Genomic DNA, 18,410 nt, shown 5'->3' with positions numbered 1-18,410 from the left:
GGGCGTGGACCTGACGTCCCTGCGGACGTTCCGGATGGTGGCCCGGCACGAGCACATCAGCCGGGCGGCGGCCGAACTTCGGGTCGCACAGCCCGCGGTGAGCCGGACGGTGGCCCGGCTGGAGGCGGAGCTGGGCGTCCCGCTCTTCGACCGGCAGGGGCGCTCGGTGCGCCTCAACCGGTACGGCGCCGCCTTCCTGCGCCGGGTCGAGCGCGCGCTCGGTGAGCTGGACGACGCGCGCCGCGAACTGGCGGACGCCGCGGGCCTGGACCAGGGGCGGGTCGTGGTCGCCGCCGAGACGCTGCTGACCCTCACGTCGCTGCTGTCCGCCTTCCGGGCCGCGCACCCCGGCGTCGAGATCCGGCTGCACCAGTCGACCGCCGAGGTGATGCGGCGTCAGCTGGCGGGCCGGGAGGTGGATCTGTGCATCGCCTCGCAGCCCCTGAGCGGTGCCGGGCTGCGGTCGGTGGTGCTGAAGGAGGAGGACGTCCTGCTGGCCGTGCCGGTCGGCCACCCGCTGGCCGGACGCGCGAGCGTCGGCCTGGACGAGGTCGCGGACGAGCCCTTCGTCACCACCCGCCGCGGGCACTGGCAACGCGAGCTGCTGGACCGGCTGTTCGCCGCGGCGGGCCGCAGCCCCGTCATCACCTGCGAGGGCGACGAGCCCGCCGCTACCCAGTTCATGATCGGCGCCGGGCTCGGCATCGGGCTCATCCCGGAGATCGCCCGCAACGAGTCGGCCGAGGCGCCGGTCCACTGGCTGCGCCTGGACGTACCGGGCTGCCGCCGCACGCTGTGCCTGGTGCGGCGCGCGGACGGCTATGTCTCCGAGGCCGAGCGGCGGTTCGGGGAGGCGGCGGTCGCGCACTTCGCGGGCCGGGGCACGCCATTGGCGGAGTGAGCACTCACCCGTACGGGGCGCGCCCACCACCTGGGGAACCCGTGCCCGTCACGCGGTGCCGGACCCCGAGGGCCACCACCTCGCCTTCGACGTGGACCCGGACACCTTCGACGCGATCATGGCGCCTTCACGCGCCGTCCGGCATCCCGAACGCGCCGAGGATGCGCTCGGCCGCGAGCGTCGCCGTCAGCGTGCCCGCCCGTACCTCGCGTTCCACCTCCGGGGCCACGTCCCGCACCCCTGGGTGGTCCCGGAGCCGGTTCAGCAGCTGTTCGCGGACCATCGACCAGGTCCAGTCGACCTGCTGGTCCCGCCGCTTCTCCGCCAGCGCCCCGGTGGACTCCAGCAGCTTGCGGTGCTGCTCGACGCGGTCCCACACCGTGTCCAGGCCGGTGCCCTCGCGCGCGCTGCACGTCAGGACCGGCGGGGTCCAGACGGCGTCCGGCGGCCGGAGCAGCCGCAGCGCGCCGGACAGCTCCCGGGCCGCCGACTTCGCGTCGCGCTCGTGCGGCCCGTCCGCCTTGTTGACCGACACCAGGTCGGCCAGCTCCAGCACGCCCTTCTTGATGCCCTGGAGCTGGTCGCCGGTCCGGGCGAGGGTGAGCAGCAGGAACGTGTCGACCATGTTGGCGACGGCCGTCTCGGACTGCCCGACGCCCACCGTCTCGACGAGCACCACGTCATAGCCCGCGGCCTCCATCACGACGATGGACTCCCGCGTCGCCCGCGCCACCCCGCCGAGCGTGCCGGAGGTGGGGGAGGGGCGGACGAACGCCGCCGGGTCGGCGGCCAGCCGCTCCATCCGCGTCTTGTCGCCCAGGATGGAGCCGCCGGTACGGCTGGACGACGGGTCCACGGCCAGTACGGCGACCCGGTGCCCGGCGCCGGTCAGCTGGGAGCCCAGCGCGTCGATGAAGGTCGACTTGCCGACTCCGGGCACCCCGCTGATGCCCACCCGCCGGGCCGCGCCGGAGTACGGCAGCAGCTCGACCAGCAGCCGCTGTGCCAGCGCCCGGTGGTCGGCCCGGGTGGATTCCACCAGCGTGATGGCGCGTGCGATCCAGGCCCGGGAACCCTCCCGCACGCCTGCCGCGTACTGGTCGATGTCGATCGTCGGTCGCTTGCGGGCCGCTCGGGGCCGGGGCTTCTCAGGCGTCAACGTGGTGGCTCACAGCTCGTGGCCGAGGACCCCGGCGAGGTCCTTGACCAGGTCGTACGCGGCATCGGGGATCACCGTACCGGGCGGGAAGACGGCCGCGGCGCCCGCCTCGTGGAGCGCCGGGACGTCGCCGGGCGGGATCACCCCGCCCACCACGATCATGATGTCCTCCCGGCCCTGCGCCGCCAGCTCCTCGCGCAGCGCGGGCACCAGCGTCAGGTGCCCCGCGGCCAGCGAGGAGACGCCGACGATGTGCACGTCGGCCTCCACCGCCTGCCGGGCGACCTCCGCCGGCGTCTGGAACAGCGGGCCGACGTCCACGTCGAAGCCCAGGTCGGCGAAGGCGGTCGCGATCACCTTCTGGCCGCGGTCGTGGCCGTCCTGGCCCATCTTGGCGACCAGGATGCGCGGCCGGCGCCCCTCGGCCCGTTCGAACTCGGCCACCAGGTCCCGGGTCCGGTCCACGCCGGAGGACGGCCCTGCTTCGTCTCGGTACACACCGGAGATCGTACGGATCTGCCCGGAGTGGCGTCCGTAGACCTTCTCCAGTGCGTCGGAGATCTCGCCGACCGTCGCCATCGCACGCGCCGCGTTCACGGCCAGTGCCAGCAGGTTGCCCTCCAGGCCCGGGCCGGGACCGGCCTCGGCGGCGGCGGTCAGCGCCCGCAGCGCGTCCTGGCAGGCCGCCTCGTCGCGCTCCTCGCGCAGCCGCCGCAGCTTGTCGATCTGCTGCGCGCGCACCGCCGAGTTGTCGACCTTCAGCACGTCGATCTGCTCATCGGTGTCCACCCGGTACTTGTTGACGCCGATCAGCGCCTGCCGCCCCGAGTCGATCCGGGCCTGCGTACGGGCCGCGGCCTCCTCCACGCGCAGCTTCGGGATGCCCGCGTCGATGGCCTTGGCCATGCCGCCGGCCGCCTCCACCTCCTCGATGTGCTGCCAGGCCCGGTGCGCCAGGTCGTGGGTGAGCTTCTCGACGTACGCGCTGCCGCCCCACGGGTCGATGACCCGGCAGGTGCCCGACTCCTGCTGGAGGAAGAGCTGGGTGTTGCGGGCGATGCGGGCGGAGAAGTCGGTGGGCAGGGCCAGGGCCTCGTCCAGCGCGTTGGTGTGCAGCGACTGGGTGTGGCCCTGCGTCGCGGCCATCGCCTCCACACACGTCCGCGTGACGTTGTTGAACACGTCCTGCGCGGTCAGCGACCAGCCGGAGGTCTGCGAATGGGTGCGCAGCGACAGCGACTTGGGGTTCTTCGGGTCGAACCGCTGCACCAGTTTCGCCCACAGCAGCCGGGCCGCCCGCAGCTTGGCGATCTCCATGAAGAAGTTCATGCCGATCGCCCAGAAGAACGACAGCCGCGGCGCGAAGGAGTCCACGTCCATCCCCGCGTCGATGCCCGCCTTCAGGTACTCGACGCCGTCCGCGAGGGTGTACGCCAGCTCCAGGTCGGCGGTCGCGCCCGCTTCCTGGATGTGGTAGCCGGAGATGGAGATGGAGTTGTAGCGCGGCATCTTCTGCGAGGTGTACGCGAAGATGTCGGAGATGATCCGCATCGAGGGGCGCGGCGGATAGATGTAGGTGTTGCGGACCATGAACTCCTTGAGGATGTCGTTCTGGATGGTCCCGGCCAGCTTCTCGGGCGGTACGCCCTGCTCCTCGGCCGCCACGATGTAGAGCGCGAGGACGGGCAGCACCGCGCCGTTCATCGTCATCGACACCGTCATTCTGTCCAGCGGGATGCCGGAGAAGAGCTGCCGCATGTCGTAGATGGAGTCGATGGCCACGCCCGCCATGCCGACGTCACCGGTCACCCGCGGGTGGTCGCTGTCGTAGCCGCGGTGGGTCGGCAGGTCGAAGGCGACCGACAGGCCCTTCTGACCGGCCGCCAGATTGCGCCGGTAGAACGCGTTGGACTCCTCGGCGGTGGAGAAGCCCGCGTACTGCCGGATGGTCCAGGGCTGGTTGACGTACATGGTCGGGTACGGGCCGCGCAGGTACGGCGCGATGCCCGGGTACGTGCGCAGGAAGTCCAGCCCGGCCAGGTCCTCGCCGGTGTACAGCGGCTTGACCTCGATGCCCTCGGGCGTCTCCCACACCAGGTCGTCGACGCCCTTGCCGGTGGCCTCCTGGACGGCGGCCGTCCACTGCGCCGCGCCGCCCTCCGGGGCCCGCGGCTCGCCCAGCTCGACCGTGCTGAAGTCCGGGATGGCGCCCGCCCGCCCCGTCGCGCGCTCCATCACGCCACCTCCATGACATCCAGGGCCGAGGCCAGCACCCCGACCGCGTCGCAGCCCGCGAAGACGAACGCGTCCACTCCGGCTCGTACATATGCTTCCCGCCGCTCGCCCGGTTTCCCGGCCAGCAGCACCTGTCGCGCGCCCGCGGCCTTCAGCGCCGCCGCGACCTCGGCGGCCTGCTCGGCGTAGAGCGCGTCACTCGAACACAGGCAGGCGATACCCGCGCCGCTCGCCGTGAACGCCTCGGCCGCCGACTCCGCGTCCACCGAGACCGGGTCGTGCACCGGCTCGATGCCGCCCGCCTGGAGGAGGTTCGAGGCGAAGGCGGCACGCGCGGTGTGCACCGCGGCCGGGCCGAGCGCGGCGAGGAACGCCCTGGGACGGGCGCCGGTGGCCGCCAGGTGCGCGTCCGAGCGGGCGCGCAGCGCCTCGTACGCCTCGTCCCGGCGCACCCGCGGCAGACCGCCGCCGGCCGGTACGGGCGCGGGCTCGCGCTCCACCGGCGGCTCGGCCAGGAACGGGAACTCGCTGACGCCGGTGACCGGTTCACGGCGGTGCGCCAGGTCCTCGGACCGCCGGCGCCAGGTCGCGGCCAGCCGCTCGCCGACCATCCCGGAGCCGAGCGCCGCGGCCTGCCCGCCCGCGGCCTCGATCTCCTGGAACCACGCCCAGGCCGCGCGGGCCAGCTCGTCGGTCAGCCGCTCCACGTACCAGGAGCCGCCCGCCGGGTCGATCACCTTCGACAGGTGCGACTCCTCCAGCAGGATCGACTGGGTGTTGCGCGCGATACGGCGGGCGAACGCGTCCGGCAGGCCGAGCGCCGCGTCGAACGGCAGGACGGTGACGGCGTCCGCGCCGCCCAGACCCGCCGAGAGGCCCGCCACGGTGGTGCGCAGCATGTTCACCCACGGGTCCCGACGGGTCATCATGACCGTCGAGGTCACCGCGTGCTGGCGCTGCGCGCGGGCCGCGGGGGAGGCGCCGCACACCTCGGCGACCCGCGACCACAGCCGCCGGGCCGCCCGCAGCTTGGCGATGGTCAGGAACTGGTCGGCGGTCGCCGCGTACCGGAACTCCAGCTGCGCGCAGGCGGCGTCCACACCGAGGCCCGCCGCGGTCAGCTCCCGCAGGTAGGCCACGCCGGCGGCCAGCGAGCACCCCAGCTCCTCGGCGGTCGAACCGCCCGCCTCGTGGTAGGGCAGCGCGTCCACGGCCAGTGCGCGCATCCGGGGCGCCTCGTCGGCGCACCGCCGGGCCAGCCCGGCCGCCGCCTCCAGGTGTCCGGCCAGGGCGGCCGAACGGCCGGTGCGGGCCAGCACGCCCAGCGGATCGGCACCCAGGGTGCCCGCCGTCTCGGAGGGCGCCACGCCCTTCTCCGCGCAGAGCCGGAACCACGCGTCGGCCGCCTCCGCGAAGTCCGCGCCCGCGTCCAGGGCGACGGCCGCGAGGTCCAGATAGACCCCGTCGAGCGCGATGGCCAGCTCCGGCACCGGCACGCCGCCGTCCCCGACGGCCAGCCACAGCGAGGTGACGCCGTTCTCCAGATCGGCGAGGACCGCCTCGTTGGCGCGCCGCGGATCGGTGTCCGCGTGGCGCTGCCGTACGTCCCAGCCCGCCACGGTGCTGCCGGTGGCACGGCCGGCCCGGACGAACGGCGGGAACCCGGGGCGGCCGGTGGCCGCCGCGGCGGCGGGCGCGTCCTCGGCGGTGTAGAGCGGACGGACCTGGATGCCGTCCTGGAGTGCGGTGGCGAGCGCGTCTTCGGCGGCGGTGCCGGTCGCCTCCGCGGCGCCCGATTTGCGCAGCACGCCTTCGACCAGGCGCTGCCACTGCTCGCGGTCCGCGTCCGGGAACGCGGCGGCCAGAGGGAGTTCGGAGGGCTGGGCGGTCATGACAGCAGGCTAGGCGAACGGTCGTTAGCCGCAGCAGGGCATCGGGCTGTGACCTTGCACTCGTTGACCTGGGATTGCTCCGTTGGGAAGCTCTACGATCGCCCTTCCGGCGGTGTCGCTACCCGCGAGTAGGTGCCTGCGGCGGGCAGCCTGCCGCTTTCATGGCGAATGGGCTGGTATGCCGCCCTTGGCGGACGGGTTCTGTACGGTGGGCGGCCCCGCCACCCCGACGAGGAGGGACATGCGCGTGCCGGTGAGGCGAACCGCCGCCGTGACGGCGGTACTCGCCCTGCTCGCCGGCGTGGTCCTGCTCCTCGTGCGCCCCGGCGACGAGCGCCCGGCGTGCACCGGCCGGAAGATCACCTCGTGGTCGGCGGAATCCCGCTTCACCCGGGAATTCACCCGTTACGGCAACGACAACACCCGGGTGGACGACTGGACCGGCGGCGACGGCACCCACTCCGTCCGGCTGCCGGACGGCCGGACCCTGTGGATCTTCTCCGACACCTTCACCGACCGGATCCAGCCGCCGCCCGACCCGCAGGGGCGGCCGTACCACCGGCGCTCCTCCGACACCGGCCGCACCCCCGCCCTGGTGCACAACTCCCTCGTCGTCATGGGCCGTTCGGGCCGCCTGGAACGCACCCTGACCGGCACCACCGGCTCCGGGACCGGACCGTACTTCCCCGACCTGCCGGACGGCTGGCGCTGGCCGGTGCAGGCACACGTGGAACCCCGTACGCCCGGCTCCCCGGAACAGGTCGTCCGCGTCCTGCTGTGGAACCGGACGCCCGGCCAGGGTCCGTGGATCTTCGGCGTCCCCCGCGCGACCGAGGTCGCCACCCTCTCCCTCCCCGACCTGCGGCTGGAAGGCATCACCCCGGTCGTCGACCAGTCCTCCGTACAGGACCCCGCGCGCCGCGTCCTGTACGGCACCGCCTCCGTACAGGACGGCGCGTGGACGTACGTCTACGGCGGGGACGACGGGCCGTCGCGCCCCACCTCCAACGCCTACCTGGCCCGGGTGCCCACCGGACAGCTGGGACAGGCCGGGGCGTGGCGGTTCTGGGACGGGAAGGACTGGCAGCCGCACGCGGACCGGGCGGCCCCGGTGATCCGCGCGGGCGCGGGCCGCGGCGTGGGCAGCTCCTTCACCGTCGTACGGGACGGCGCCACGTGGGTGCTGCTGTCGATGGACACGCCGGGGGCGCCCGGCAACGCCCTGTCCTCCGTCACCACCTACTGGTCGTGCTCGGCCGAGGGACCGTGGCACGGCCCGGCCGGACGCATCACCCCGCCCCGGCCGGCCGACCCCACCGGACAGCACCGCGTCGCCGCGTACAACCCGCAGGCGCACCCGGAGTTCACCGACGCCGCGGGCCAACTCCTGCTCAGCTACGACATCAACTGGCTCGGACCACCGGGCGTCCCCTCCGACGCCCAGATCAACGGCGATGTCGAGCTGTACCGGCCGCGCTTCCTGCGGCTGCGCCTGGGGCCCGGGTGAGGGGTACGTGGTGATCACCGTGGGCCCGCGACGGCCGGACGCCGGCTGAGCGCCGGCCCAGGCAGCGCGCGGCGCGGGCTCAGTCGGTCTTCGGGCCCGACTGGAGCGAGCAGCGCAGCGAGAACGGGTGCCCGGCCGGATCGGAGTAGATCCGCACCTCGCGGGGGCCGGTGTCGTCCTTGGTGTCCAGCGGGCGCGCGCCGAGACCGACCGCCTTGCGCTCCGCCTCATCCATGTCCGCCTCGTCGACCAGCAGGTCCAGATGGGCCTGGAGCGAGCTGTCGGGACGCGGCCAGGTCGGCGGCGTCATGTTCAGGTCGCGGCGGAAGGACAGCTGGGCGCCGTTGGCGATGACCTCCACCCGGTCGGGCAGGTGCTCGGTGCGGATCTCGCCCTCCAGGAAGTCGGCGTAGAAGTCCGCCAGCTTCTCCGGCTCGGCGCAGTCGAGCACGATGACGGCCGCTTTGACCAGTCCCATGGCATCTCCTCGGCCCCGTGGGCCCTCGGCGGGGCACCGTCGCCGGTGCCGGCCGCGCGGCGCGCGGACGGGACGACGAGTACCGCGCTCAGGCCGGTTCACTCCCGCCGGGCGGGGCGGGCGCGGTCATCAGCGGCAGCACGACCGCGGAGGGGCGGCCCGGCTCGTGGAAGACCTCGAACCGTATCGGCCGGCAGGCGACGGCGGACGCGACCGGCTCCCCGGTCCCGTGGTGGCGCGCGTACCGGGGGAACGCGCCGCCCGCCACCTGCACCCGCAGGCTGTGCCCGCGCAGGAACCGGTAGCCGGTCGGGTGCATCTCCACCCGGGCCGTCACCACGCCGTCGGCGTCCGCGGGCGGCGAGCCCGGGCGCAGGCGCAGGATGCCGTCGGTGACGTTGCGGGAGATCCCGGCCCGGTCCACGTCGCACAGCCGGACGAAGACATCGCCGTGCCCGGAGTCGGTACGGACGTGCACCACGGCCGACACCGGGCCGATCAGGTCCAGGTCGCGGGGGAGCGGCCGGCCGGTGAAGACCAGGACGTCGGGCCGCCGTTCGACGGCCGCGTTGTCCTGCTGCCGGATCTCGCCCGGCAGCAGCAGCGGGCCGCCGGTCGACGGGGTCGGGTCGGCGCCGTGGTAGGTGAACCGGTCGGGCGCGCCGTCCGGCGGCTCCGGCCAGTCGAGCCCGCCGGACGGCTGGAGGCGCAGCGGCGTCGGCACCGACTGCGGCGGCGGCCACCGGTCGAAGTCCAGCCAGCGGCCCGCCCGCTGGAGGTAGAGGCGGACCGGGGACTGGTGCAGCTGCGTCGCGTCGCCGGCGAGCTGCGCGCTCAGCCAGGAGACGTGGTCGGTGAGCGTGGCCTTGAGCGCGTTCCGGTCGTGCGCCCACGGCCCGATGGTGATCCGCGAGCGGTGCCCGGCGGCGGTCAGCGCCGCGAAGTCGCGCAGCTGCCACGGCAGGAACAGGTCCCACCAGCCGGTCACCATGCTGGTCGGCGTGGACATCCGCAGCGCCGCCGCACTGTGGTCGATCGGCGCCCAGAAGTCGTCGCCGGGCACCGCGTGCGCGCTGACCTCGCGCAGGAAGCGCTCCGGCCGCCCTATGGCCGCGAGGTCGGCCTCGCCGACGGGGAGCGTGCGCATCGCGCGCTGCACCCTGCGGGTCTGGAGCGGGTTGGGCAGCAGTCCGCCGAGCGGCGCCTCCTCCTGGGTGCCCGTCGCGGAGGACCACACCAGCATGTTGTGCAGCGCCAGCACCCCGCCCGGGTAGAAGGCGGCGGGGAAGCCGGAGGTGGTGATGCCCAGGCACATCGCCTCCAGCGGCGGGTCCAGGTACGGGCCGATCGCCCACTCGGTGTGCCCGAGGTAGCTGGCGCCCGCGGTGGCCAGCCGGCCGTCGCACCACGCCCGTTCGCGCAGCCACGCCGCGGTGTCCAGCCCGTCCTCCTTCTCGTGCACGAAGGCGCGGAAGTCGCCGCCGGAGCCGAAGACGCCGCGTACGTTCTGCGCCACGACCTGGAAGCCGCGCCGGGCCAGCACGCCCGCGAACAGCCTGATGTCCGGCTTGTGCTTGCCGTACGGGGTGCGCAGCAGCACCACCGGCAGCGGCCCGGCGCCGCGCGGCCGGTAGCGGTCGGCGAGCAGCACGGTGCCGTCCCGCATGGGCACGCGCAGGTCGCGGACGCACTCGACATCGGGCGTGACCGGCTCGGGCAGGTCCAGGTACCGGTCGACCAGGCGGCCGAGCCCCCGCCTGGTCCGGTCGCGGAGCATGGATTCCGTCATCGGTCCCTCCCGTCGTCCGTTGCGTCCGCCTTCCCCGCGGGGCTCGTCACGGTGGGTACACGGGCGTCACTCCCTGTGCCGTTCCGGGGTGCCGTCCCGGGTGATCCAGTGTCCGGCTTTCCGCCGGATCGCGCATGTACGCACCGGAACGGCCGGTCAGGCGCGGAGCAGGTCCGCGGCCCGTTCGGCGATCATCACGGTGGGGGCGTGGGTGTGCCCGCGGGGAATCGCCGGCATGACCGAGGCGTCCGCGACGCGCAGCCCGGTGACGCCCCGCACCCGCAGGCGGGGGTCGGTCACGGTGTCGTCGCCGGTGCCCATCCGGCAGGTGCCCACCGGGTGGTAGAGGGTTTCGGCGAGGGCGCGGACGGTCTCCCCGGCGGTCCGGTCGTCCTGTGCGCCGGGCCAGGGTTCCAGCGGCTTCGTGACGTGCGGGGCCAGCGCGCGCGTCCCGTACAGCCGCTCGGCGAAGCGGACCCCGGCCAGCAGCCGCGGCAGGTCCGCGTCGGACGTCAGGTAGCCCGGGTCGATGAGCGGCGGCGCGTCCGGGCCGTCGCCCAGGGTGATCCGGCCGCGGCTCTCCGGCCGCAGCAGGATCACGCCGATGGTGACGCCGTGTTCGGTCGGCGCCCGGAGACCGTGTCCGACGAACGGGACGGGCGCGAAGATCAGCTCCAGGTCCGGTACGGCCAGATCCTCGGAACTGCGCACGAACGCCACGGCCTCGCCGATGTTGGAGGTCAGCGGGCCCCGGCGGGACAGCAGGTAGCGCGCGACGTTCGCGGGGGTGTCGGCGCCGGTGAGCGTGCGGGGCAGCGCGGTGCGCATCAGGACCGGTACGGACAGGTGGTCCTGGAGGTGGCGGCCCACCGCGGGCAGTTCGGCCACCGGAGCGATGCCGGCCTCCGCCAGCTGCCCGGGGTCGCCCACGCCGGAGCGCAGCAGCAGCTGCGGGGAGCCGATCGCGCCGGCGCACAGGACGACCTCGCGGCGCGCCCGCAGCCGCCCGCCGGGCAGCTCGACGCCGTACGCCCGGCCGTCCTCGAAGAGCACCCGGCGCACCTCCTGCCCCGTGACGACCCGCAGGTTCGCGCGCCGCAGCGCCGGGCGCAGATAGCCGTCGGCGGCGCTCCACCGGCGCCCGCGCCGCTGGTTGAGCGGGGTGGGCGCGCAGCCGCTGTGGTCCGGCCCGTTGAGTTCCGCGAGTCGCGGCAGACCGGCCTCCGCGCACGCGTCGAGGAAGGCGCCGGTCAGCGGGTGGGCGTCGCGCGCCGGGGAGATCCACAGGGGTCCGGTGGCGCCGTGCACGGTGCCACCGGGCGGTCCGGCCCAGCGCTCCGCCCGCCGGAAGTAGCGGGCCACCCCGTCCCAGGACCACTCCTCGCCCGCCGTCTCGGCCCAGCCGTCGTAGTCGGCACGGTGGCCGCGCACCCACATCATCGCGTTGAGCGACGAGGAACCGCCCAGGGTCCGGCCGCGCGGCCAGTACAACTCCCGTCCGTGCAGGCCGGCCTGGGGCACCGTGGTGAAGTTCCAGTCGTACGGGGTCCGGAAGAGCTTGGGGAAGGCCGCCGGGACGCGGATCTCCTGCTTGCGGTCCGGCCCGCCCGCTTCCACCAGCGCGACGCGCACCGTCGGGTCCTCGGACAGCCGGGCCGCGAGCACACAGCCCGCGGACCCGGCGCCGACGACGATGTGGTCGTACGCCTGGTCGTACACCCCTGCACCGGCCATCCGACCCGCCTCCCGATGTCCCCAGCCCGCCGTGCCCCGTGCCCCCGTGTCCGTGGGTGATCGTAGGGGAACCGGCGGGGGCGGCGTCAGTCCTCCGGGGCGGGAGCGACGGCCGAGGGCCCGGGCTGGATGAGGGGGAAGGCGTTGGTGCCGCCGCACACCATCGGGCCGACCCGGACGCCGTCGCCGACCAGGGTGACCCGGACGTCCGAGGGCCGGCGGCTGCCGGGCACGTTGGCGTTGGCGGCGGTGCACACCAGCTGGCTCATCGAGGGGGTGTCGAGCCGCTTGGCGTTCACGGGCAGGCGGACGGTGACCGCGCCGTCCTGCGCCTCCGCGGTGATCCGGCCGGGCAGCACCGGCAGCACGTTGGTCAGCCCGCGCTGCCGTTCGGCCTCGTTGGGGCCGGCCAGCAGCAGCTGGATCGCCTCCTCCGGGCCGACCGGCGCGTTCGCGGGGCGGCTGGCGGCGCGCATGCCGGCCGGGCCGAGGAAGTACAGCTGCACGTCGGGCGCCGGCTTGCCGGGCGCCTTGACGCCGTGCGCCGGCTCGCCCGCGTCGATCACGCCGGTCGGCGCGATGCCGCAGCCGGTGAGGGCGCTCGCCGACAGCCCGCCCAGCGCAGCCGCCAGCAGCCCGCCCAGCGCGATGTGCCGGGCCCGTGCGGAGTTCAACAGCTTCACGTCGGGTCCGCCTTCCCGGCCGGCGCGGCCGGCCCTCGTCCGCGGTCCGCCGGCGCCTCGACCTGGGGATCGCCGCCGTCGTCCGCGGCGTCCCGGGTCCGGTCCGCACCGGCCGCGCCGCTCTTGGTACGGTCCGCGCTGTCCCGGTCCGCGGCGGCACCGTCCACGGGCCCCCGCGCCGGCTCCCCGGCCGTCTCGGACGCTTCCGCGCCGCCGCTCGCCCCCTGCTCGGGCAGCGGCAGTTCCACGGTGAACACCGCGCCCCCCTCAGGGCAGTTGGCGGCCTGGATGGTCCCGCCGTGCAGCCGTACGTTCTCCATGGCGATGGCCAGGCCCAGCCCGCTGCCCTCGGAACGGGCGCGCGCGGAGTCCGCCTTGTAGAAGCGGTCGAAGACGTGCGGCAGCACCTCGGGGTCGATGCCCGGACCGCTGTCCACGATCCGGATCACCAGCCGCCCGTCGCCCGGCTCCGGCGCCCGCAGCAGCACCCGTACCGGCTCCCCGCCGTGGTGCAGCGCGTTGCCGACGAGGTTGGCCACCACGACGTCCAGCCGCCGCGGGTCCAGCCGGGCCCGTACGCCGTCCGGCAGTTCGGTGCCCACCCGGCCCTGCCAGGCCCGGGCCTGGAGCGTCTTGCGGATCGTCTCGGCGACGTCCACCTCGTCCAGGTGCAGCGCCGCGGCCCCGGCGTCGAAGCGCGAGACCTCCATCAGGTCCTCGACCATCCGCGCCAGCTTGCCGGTCTCCTGGCTGATCAGGCGGACCGCGGAGGCGGTGTCCGGGTCGAGCGCGTCGGCGTCCTCGTCGAGCACGTCGGTGACGGCGCTCATCGCGGCCAGCGGTGTGCGCAGCTCGTGCGAGACGTCGGCCGCGAAGCGCCGGGCGTTGGCCTCCATGCGCCGCAGGTCGGCCACGCTCTCCTCCAGCTTGGCGGCCATGTCGTTGAACGTCCGGGACAGGTCGGCCAGCTCGTCGGCGCCCTTGACCTCCAGCCGGGTCTCCAGCTTGCCCTCCGCGATCCGCCCGGCGGCCTGCCGCAGCCCGCGCACCGGCCGCAGCACACCGCGGGCCGCGAGCAGCGCCGGGACCACGGCCAGCGCGAGCGCCGGAAGGGCGCCCCGCTGCGCGGCGCTCACCAGCGCCTCGACATTGGCCTCCTCCGCGCGCAGCGGGAGCTGGGCGTAGACGGACAGCGGGGCCGCCTTGCGGCTCCCGGTCTGCGACTGCAGCACCGGCATGCCGATCAGCAGCCACGGATCGCCGTTGCGGTCCACCCGCTGGAAGGCGGTCACATGGCGCTTCTCGACCGATTCCCGGAGCTCCTCGGGGACGACGACCGGGTGGCGCCGGCCGCGCTCGTCCTCGGCGACGCCTTCGTACCGGACGTACACGTCCCAGTCCCGGGCCCGGCCGGAGCGGTCCAGCTGCCGGGCGAACTCCTCCAGGTCCTCCCGGGTGGGCGGCACCGCGAGGTCGGGCGCGAGCGAGTTGACCTGCCCCCTGAGGTCCTGGATCGCGGTGTCCTGGGAGCGCTGGAGGATGGCGTTGCGGGCCTCGCGGTAGGTCAGTGCCGCGGTGGTCAGCGCGCTGACCGCGGCGACCAGCAGGAACGCGACGACGAGCCGGGCCCGCAGGCCGCGGGGCAGCGAACGCGGCAGCAGGGGGCGGCGCGCGCCGCCCGCGGGCCTTGGGCGCCTCACAGGGGGCCGAAGCGGTAGCCGAAGCCGCGCACGGTCTGGACGTACCGGGGGCTGCGCGGGGTGTCCTCGATCTTCGTGCGCAGCCGCATCACGCACGCGTCCACCAGGCGCGCGTCGCCGTGGTAGCTGTGCTCCCACACGTGTTCCAGCAACTGCTGGCGGCTGAAGACCTGGCCGGGCGTCGCGGACAGGAACAGCAGCAGCTTCATCTCCGAGGGGGCCAGCGGCAGATCGGCGCCGCCCTTGGTGACGACCAGTCCGGCACGGTCCACGGCCAGTTCGCCGTAGGTCTCCACGGGGGCGGGGCCGGGCTCGGCGGGGCCGGCGGCACCGTCGGCGGGCAGTGCGGTACGCCGCAGCACCGCGCGGATGCGGGCCTCCAGCACTTCGCCGCGCGCGGGTTTGACGATGTAGTCGTCGGCGCCCGCCTCCAGTCCGAGCACCACGTCCAGGTCGTCGCCGCGGGCGGTGAGCATGATGATCGGCAGCTGGCGGTCGGCGCGGATGCGCCGGCAGACCTCGAAGCCGTCCTTGCCCGGGAGCATCAGGTCCAGCAGCACGATGTCGGGGCGGAAGGCAGGGAGGAGGTCGAGGCCGTCCTCGCCGCTGGCCGCGGCCGCCACCTCGTGGCCGCGCCGGCGCAGCGCGAGGGTCACGCCGTCGCGCACCGCGGCGTCGTCCTCGATGAGAAGTACTCGGGGCATGGGACCAGTATCAATAAGTTTCATGATGGATCGGTAACAGACGGATCCTGCCCGCAATTCTTCGCATCTGTCGTGATGCACAGCAGTAAGCGCGCGAGCGCACCGCAGGGGGAATCGTACGGCGCCGACGGTGGCGTCCGTACGCATGTCCGCGGTGGCCCGCGCACGGCAGTAGGGACGGGATACGCATGGCACGGCACGGCAGGCGGAGCGGGATCATCGGGGTGGCCGCGGTGGCGGTGGCCTCGCTGGGGGTGGCGGGCTATCTGACCTTCGGGCAGTCCGGCGCCACCTCCGAGGCGCACGCCGGCACCACCGAACAGGCGGGGCCCGCCCCGGTCGACCAGAGCATCGTGCACGCCTCCGACCGGCCCGGAAAGAGCCTGAACATCACCATCGACGACGGCCCGGACCCGGTCTGGACCCCGAAGGTGCTGGCCGTGCTGAAGAAGTACGACGTCAAGGCCACCTTCTGCATGATCGGCCCGTCGGCGAAGGCCCACCCGGACCTGGTCAAGCAGGTGGCGGCGGCCGGTCACAGGCTGTGCGACCACACCATCAGCCACAACACCGGCATGGACCACCGGCCCGAGAGCTACCAGTCGCGGCAGATCGTGGCGGCGCAGGAGATGATCGAGCAGGCGGCGGGCGGTCCGAAGGTGGAGTACTACCGGGCGCCGGGCGGCGCCTTCACCCCGTACAGCAGGAAGGTGGCCGCGGAGCGGGGCATGCGCCCGCTGGGCTGGAACGTGGACAGCAAGGACTTCGAGCGGCCGGGGACCGACGCGATCGTGCGCACGGTGCGCAAGGAGCTGCGCAACGGCCCGACCGTGCTCTTCCACGACGGCGGCGGCGACCGCAGCCAGACGGTCGGGGCGCTGGAACGGCTGCTGCCCTGGATGAAGCAGCAGGGCTACGGATTCGGGTTCCCGCAGCGCTGAGCGGGCGCCGGAAGCGGTGCCGGGACCCCGGGGACCGGGGCCCGGACACCGCTGTCACGCGTCGCCGAGCAGCTCCGCCAGCCCGCGGTCCACGTCCATGTGCTGCTGCTCGCGGCCCGCGGGCACGGCCCGGTACGTACGGTCCAGGAAGCTGCGCAGGTCGGCGGTGCGGACCTGGACCATCGCGACGCCGTCCTCGACGTGGAACTCCAGCACCGTCCGCTCCGGGCCCAGCGGGCGCACCCGCACATCGCCGGTGCCCGCCGGGGTCTCCAGCCCGTCGGCGAGCAGCTCGCGGGCGAACGCCCAGTCGACCGCGGCGCCGTCCAGCGAGATCTCCGGGGGGAAGGAGATCCGCACCGCGAGCGGGTCGGCTCGGTGGTAGTGCAGGACCGCGGGCACGGAACGCGAGCCGGGCGCGGTCGCGATGAGACGTACCTGGACGGCTTGGTCGATGACACTGGGCACCGCGGCTGCTCCCTTACGGCTGTCGGGTCGGGGACATGGCTTACGCCATGTAGGACGGTGTGCCCGCACTCGCCGTGCACGTGACAGGGGTGTGATCTATGTCATGTCCAGGTCGTCATGGTTCCGGTGCAACGCGTGGGTTGGCATGGTTTTGCGATGCCGTCCGGGGCCCGCGTTCCCGTGGCCGCGGGCCGGGCCGTGGTCGCCGTGGTCCAGGAATTCCTCCAGGATCCCGGGCGCCGCGGCCGCCGCCAGGGCCGGTGCCTCGTCCGCCGCGAGATCGCGGACGTGGTAGCCGTCCTCGCCGGCCGCGACCGCCGCGGTGAGGGTGACCAGTCCGGTCCGCCGGCTGAACGGGGTGGTGGAGAACGTCCAGGCCCCGATCGCCTCCCGCCGGAGCGCGACGGTGTCCCGGCTGAACGTGCCGGAGCGCGCGATCAGGTGGCGCCCCTGGAGGCCGTGCCCCAGACTGCGGTATGCGTCCCGGGCCGACCACAGCACCAGCGGCACCGACACCAGCGCGAACACCCAGGCGCAGTGCAGCAGTACGGGCGTCAGCAGCCCGCCCAGGAGTGCCAGGACGAGGGTGCCCGGGAGCGTGACGAGGAGCAGCCCGCGTGTGCGGCGCCGCCGCAGTGCCGCCTTCGGGTGGGAGCGCAGCTCGGTGTCCGGGAAGGCAGCGCGCAGGGTTCCGGAGGCCGCGCGCACCGCCTCCGTGCGCGGCGCGGGCGGCAGCACGACGCTGCGCTTGCGGTTCTCCTCCTTGTTGCCCAGGCCGCCCGCGACCACACGTACGGTGGCGCCGCCGCCCGCCCGCAGCAGCAGCGGTTCGCGCAGCACCGCCCCGCGCAGCCGGGCCCGTTCGATGGTCACCGACCGGGTGGTGAGCAGGCCACGGCGTACCCGCAGCGTCTGCGCGTCGGTCCATTCGAGGCGGAAGCCCCACCAGCCCTCGACGTAGAGGACGAGCGCACCGACCGTTCCGAGGGCGAGGACGGCCAGCAGCGCGAGCGGGATGGTGATCCAGAGCGCGCCGGTGCCGAACTCGTCGAACGCGCTGCGCACGATGCCCAGCCGCCACGGCTCGATGCCGGCACCGTCCAGGACGCGGTAGACGCCGCCGGCGGCGGCGAAGACACCGCCGATGACCCAGAAGGTGAGCGGCGCATAGCGCAGCCAGCGCCAGTTGATGCGGGAGACGACCGGGTCCTCGGCCGCGGCGGCGTCGGCGCGGGCCAGCAGCGCGGCCCGCAGCCGCTCCGCGTCGGCCGCCGTCAGTGCCTCCAGGGACAGTTCGGCGCTGCCGCCCGCGGAGCCCGCGGTACCGGCCCGCAGGACGGTGACGCCCATCAGCCGGTGCAGCGGCGAGGCGGTCAGGTCGACCGTACGGATGCGGTGCAGCGGTACGGAACGCAGCCGCCGGGTCAGCACCCCGCTGCGCACCTCGAAGGAGTCGTGGGTGACGCGGTAGTCCGTGCGGGCCCAGCGGATCAGGCCGATCACGGTCAGGACCGCGAAGCTGACCGCGATGACGGACAGGGTGATCCAGGCGCCCGGCGTGATCCGGCCGCCGGTGGCCAGCGCGGTCAGCGCCCACGAGCCGAGCGGCGCGGCCATCCAGCCGCAGTGCACCAGGAGGGTGCGCCGGTCCAGCCGGTGCCACCGCTGCGGTGCGCCGGGCGCGTGCGGTGCGGTGGCGGTCATGCGGCATCACCCGGCACGGCCTGTGCGGCCTCGCCGATCCGGCGCGACAGCTCCTCGGCGTCCGCGTCGGACAGCCCGGCTATCTTCACGTCGCCGGCGGTGGAGGCGGTGGTGACGGTGACCGTCGCCAGCCCGAACCGCTGCTGCACGGGGCCGCGCACGGTGTCCACCGTCTGCACCCGCGACAGCGGCGCGATCCGCCGCTTCTGCCAGAACCAGCCGTTCGCCGCGTACACCGCGCGGTCGCCCAGCTCCCAGGCGTGCACCGAGTACCGCCACCGCGGCATGACCAGCAGGTATCCGAGCGCGGGCAGGACCAGGACGACGAGCAGCAGCGGGCCGAGCCAGGGCAGGGCGCCCGGGAAGAGCAGCACCGAGCAGACGGCCAGGGCGAGCGCGGTGAGCAGCAGCGGCCCGCTGACCGTCAGCAGCGCCTGGACGGTCCACCAGCGGCGGGCGCGCGGGTCGACCCGGTTGCGGGGGGGCCGCAGCTGGGGCGTGGCGGGTGCGGACAT

15 protein-coding genes are annotated in these 18,410 nt (G+C 74.4%); 3 read left to right on the top strand and 12 right to left on the bottom strand.

Translation table 11 applies throughout. The features are described 5' to 3' along the window. The first annotated feature begins 4 nt into the window (after positions 1 to 4). A complete protein-coding gene (locus tag ACH4FX_RS05725) occupies positions 5 to 901 on the top strand; it encodes a LysR family transcriptional regulator (RefSeq protein ID WP_398475468.1) in 897 nt (298 codons plus the stop codon). Between the two features lie 127 nt (positions 902 to 1,028). Here ACH4FX_RS05725 and meaB read toward each other — a convergent pair whose 3' ends face one another. From meaB to ACH4FX_RS05710, 3 genes are read right to left on the bottom strand one after another with little or no spacing between them, the layout of a single operon-like run. Further along, positions 1,029 to 2,012: a methylmalonyl Co-A mutase-associated GTPase MeaB gene (gene meaB, locus ACH4FX_RS05720; protein WP_398475532.1), complete on the bottom strand. Its 984-nt coding sequence runs from the start codon at positions 2,010 to 2,012 to the stop codon at positions 1,029 to 1,031. Between the two features lie 57 nt (positions 2,013 to 2,069). Further along, entirely contained in the window at positions 2,070 to 4,295 is a 2,226-nt protein-coding gene (gene scpA / locus ACH4FX_RS05715; protein WP_398475466.1) for a methylmalonyl-CoA mutase, read from the bottom strand. Further along, on the bottom strand, positions 4,295 to 6,187 hold the full coding sequence (locus tag ACH4FX_RS05710; RefSeq protein ID WP_398475464.1) for a methylmalonyl-CoA mutase family protein: 1,893 nt from the start codon (positions 6,185 to 6,187) through the stop codon (positions 4,295 to 4,297). The genes scpA and ACH4FX_RS05710 overlap by 1 nt, the downstream gene beginning before the upstream one ends. A gap of 241 nt (positions 6,188 to 6,428) precedes the next feature. Between ACH4FX_RS05710 and ACH4FX_RS05705 the strand changes: the two genes are divergently transcribed. Next, positions 6,429 to 7,694, top strand: a complete 1,266-nt coding sequence (locus ACH4FX_RS05705; RefSeq protein ID WP_398475462.1) for a DUF4185 domain-containing protein — start codon at positions 6,429 to 6,431, stop codon at positions 7,692 to 7,694. 79 nt (positions 7,695 to 7,773) lie between these two features. On the opposite strand, the gene ACH4FX_RS05700 is transcribed toward ACH4FX_RS05705, so the two are convergent. The 6 genes from ACH4FX_RS05700 to ACH4FX_RS05675 all read right to left on the bottom strand — a co-directional run bounded on the left by ACH4FX_RS05700 (position 7,774) and on the right by ACH4FX_RS05675 (position 14,782). Then, on the bottom strand, positions 7,774 to 8,172 hold the full coding sequence (locus ACH4FX_RS05700; protein WP_398475460.1) for a VOC family protein: 399 nt from the start codon (positions 8,170 to 8,172) through the stop codon (positions 7,774 to 7,776). An 88-nt stretch (positions 8,173 to 8,260) separates the two neighbouring features. Next, complete coding sequence (locus tag ACH4FX_RS05695) at positions 8,261 to 9,961, bottom strand: CocE/NonD family hydrolase (protein WP_398475459.1); 1,701 nt, start codon at positions 9,959 to 9,961, stop codon at positions 8,261 to 8,263. Between the two features lie 156 nt (positions 9,962 to 10,117). Next, positions 10,118 to 11,695, bottom strand: a complete 1,578-nt coding sequence (locus tag ACH4FX_RS05690) for a GMC family oxidoreductase (RefSeq protein WP_398475457.1) — start codon at positions 11,693 to 11,695, stop codon at positions 10,118 to 10,120. An 86-nt stretch (positions 11,696 to 11,781) separates the two neighbouring features. After that, positions 11,782 to 12,378 (bottom strand): hypothetical protein, encoded by a 597-nt coding sequence (locus tag ACH4FX_RS05685; protein WP_398475455.1) that lies wholly within the window; start codon positions 12,376 to 12,378, stop codon positions 11,782 to 11,784. Further along, complete coding sequence (locus ACH4FX_RS05680) at positions 12,375 to 14,078, bottom strand: ATP-binding protein (protein WP_398475453.1); 1,704 nt, start codon at positions 14,076 to 14,078, stop codon at positions 12,375 to 12,377. Before ACH4FX_RS05680 ends, ACH4FX_RS05685 begins: the two co-directional genes overlap by 4 nt. After that, positions 14,075 to 14,782, bottom strand: coding sequence for a response regulator (locus ACH4FX_RS05675; RefSeq protein WP_398475451.1), 708 nt, complete (start codon positions 14,780 to 14,782; stop codon positions 14,075 to 14,077). Before ACH4FX_RS05675 ends, ACH4FX_RS05680 begins: the two co-directional genes overlap by 4 nt. Before the next feature lie 188 nt (positions 14,783 to 14,970). Here ACH4FX_RS05675 and ACH4FX_RS05670 point away from each other — a divergent pair, with 188 nt between their 5' ends. Then, a complete protein-coding gene (locus ACH4FX_RS05670; protein WP_398475449.1) occupies positions 14,971 to 15,723 on the top strand; it encodes a polysaccharide deacetylase family protein in 753 nt (250 codons plus the stop codon). A gap of 54 nt (positions 15,724 to 15,777) precedes the next feature. Here the strand turns inward: ACH4FX_RS05670 and ACH4FX_RS05665 are convergent, their stop codons facing one another. From ACH4FX_RS05665 to ACH4FX_RS05655, 3 genes are all read right to left on the bottom strand, one after another. Next, positions 15,778 to 16,191: an SsgA family sporulation/cell division regulator gene (locus ACH4FX_RS05665; RefSeq protein ID WP_398475447.1), complete on the bottom strand. Its 414-nt coding sequence runs from the start codon at positions 16,189 to 16,191 to the stop codon at positions 15,778 to 15,780. 96 nt (positions 16,192 to 16,287) lie between these two features. Continuing rightward, positions 16,288 to 17,895: a PH domain-containing protein gene (locus ACH4FX_RS05660; RefSeq protein ID WP_398475445.1), complete on the bottom strand. Its 1,608-nt coding sequence runs from the start codon at positions 17,893 to 17,895 to the stop codon at positions 16,288 to 16,290. Next, positions 17,892 to 18,410, bottom strand: a complete 519-nt coding sequence (locus ACH4FX_RS05655; RefSeq protein WP_398475443.1) for a PH domain-containing protein — start codon at positions 18,408 to 18,410, stop codon at positions 17,892 to 17,894. Before ACH4FX_RS05655 ends, ACH4FX_RS05660 begins: the two co-directional genes overlap by 4 nt.

This window comes from Streptomyces sp. NPDC018019, assembly GCF_044327805.1.
Classification (GTDB): domain Bacteria; phylum Actinomycetota; class Actinomycetes; order Streptomycetales; family Streptomycetaceae; genus Streptomyces.
The sequence above is the reverse complement of the archived record's forward strand: the minus strand, read 5'-3'. Positions and strand labels throughout refer to the sequence as shown.

Bases quoted from the DNA above. Each gene is read 5' to 3' on its own strand.
- scpA (WP_398475466.1), bottom strand. From the start codon at position 4,295: ATGGAGCGCGCGACGGGGCGGGCGGGCGCCATCCCGGACTTCAGCACG.
- ACH4FX_RS05710 (WP_398475464.1), bottom strand. From the start codon at position 6,187: ATGACCGCCCAGCCCTCCGAACTCCCTCTGGCCGCCGCGTTCCCGGAC.
- ACH4FX_RS05705 (WP_398475462.1), top strand. From the start codon at position 6,429: ATGCGCGTGCCGGTGAGGCGAACCGCCGCCGTGACGGCGGTACTCGCC.
- ACH4FX_RS05700 (WP_398475460.1), bottom strand. From the start codon at position 8,172: ATGGGACTGGTCAAAGCGGCCGTCATCGTGCTCGACTGCGCCGAGCCG.
- ACH4FX_RS05695 (WP_398475459.1), bottom strand. From the start codon at position 9,961: ATGACGGAATCCATGCTCCGCGACCGGACCAGGCGGGGGCTCGGCCGC.
- ACH4FX_RS05690 (WP_398475457.1), bottom strand. From the start codon at position 11,695: ATGGCCGGTGCAGGGGTGTACGACCAGGCGTACGACCACATCGTCGTC.
- ACH4FX_RS05675 (WP_398475451.1), bottom strand. From the start codon at position 14,782: ATGCCCCGAGTACTTCTCATCGAGGACGACGCCGCGGTGCGCGACGGC.
- ACH4FX_RS05670 (WP_398475449.1), top strand. From the start codon at position 14,971: ATGGCACGGCACGGCAGGCGGAGCGGGATCATCGGGGTGGCCGCGGTG.
- ACH4FX_RS05660 (WP_398475445.1), bottom strand. From the start codon at position 17,895: ATGACCGCCACCGCACCGCACGCGCCCGGCGCACCGCAGCGGTGGCAC.
- ACH4FX_RS05655 (WP_398475443.1), bottom strand. From the start codon at position 18,410: ATGTCCGCACCCGCCACGCCCCAGCTGCGGCCCCCCCGCAACCGGGTC.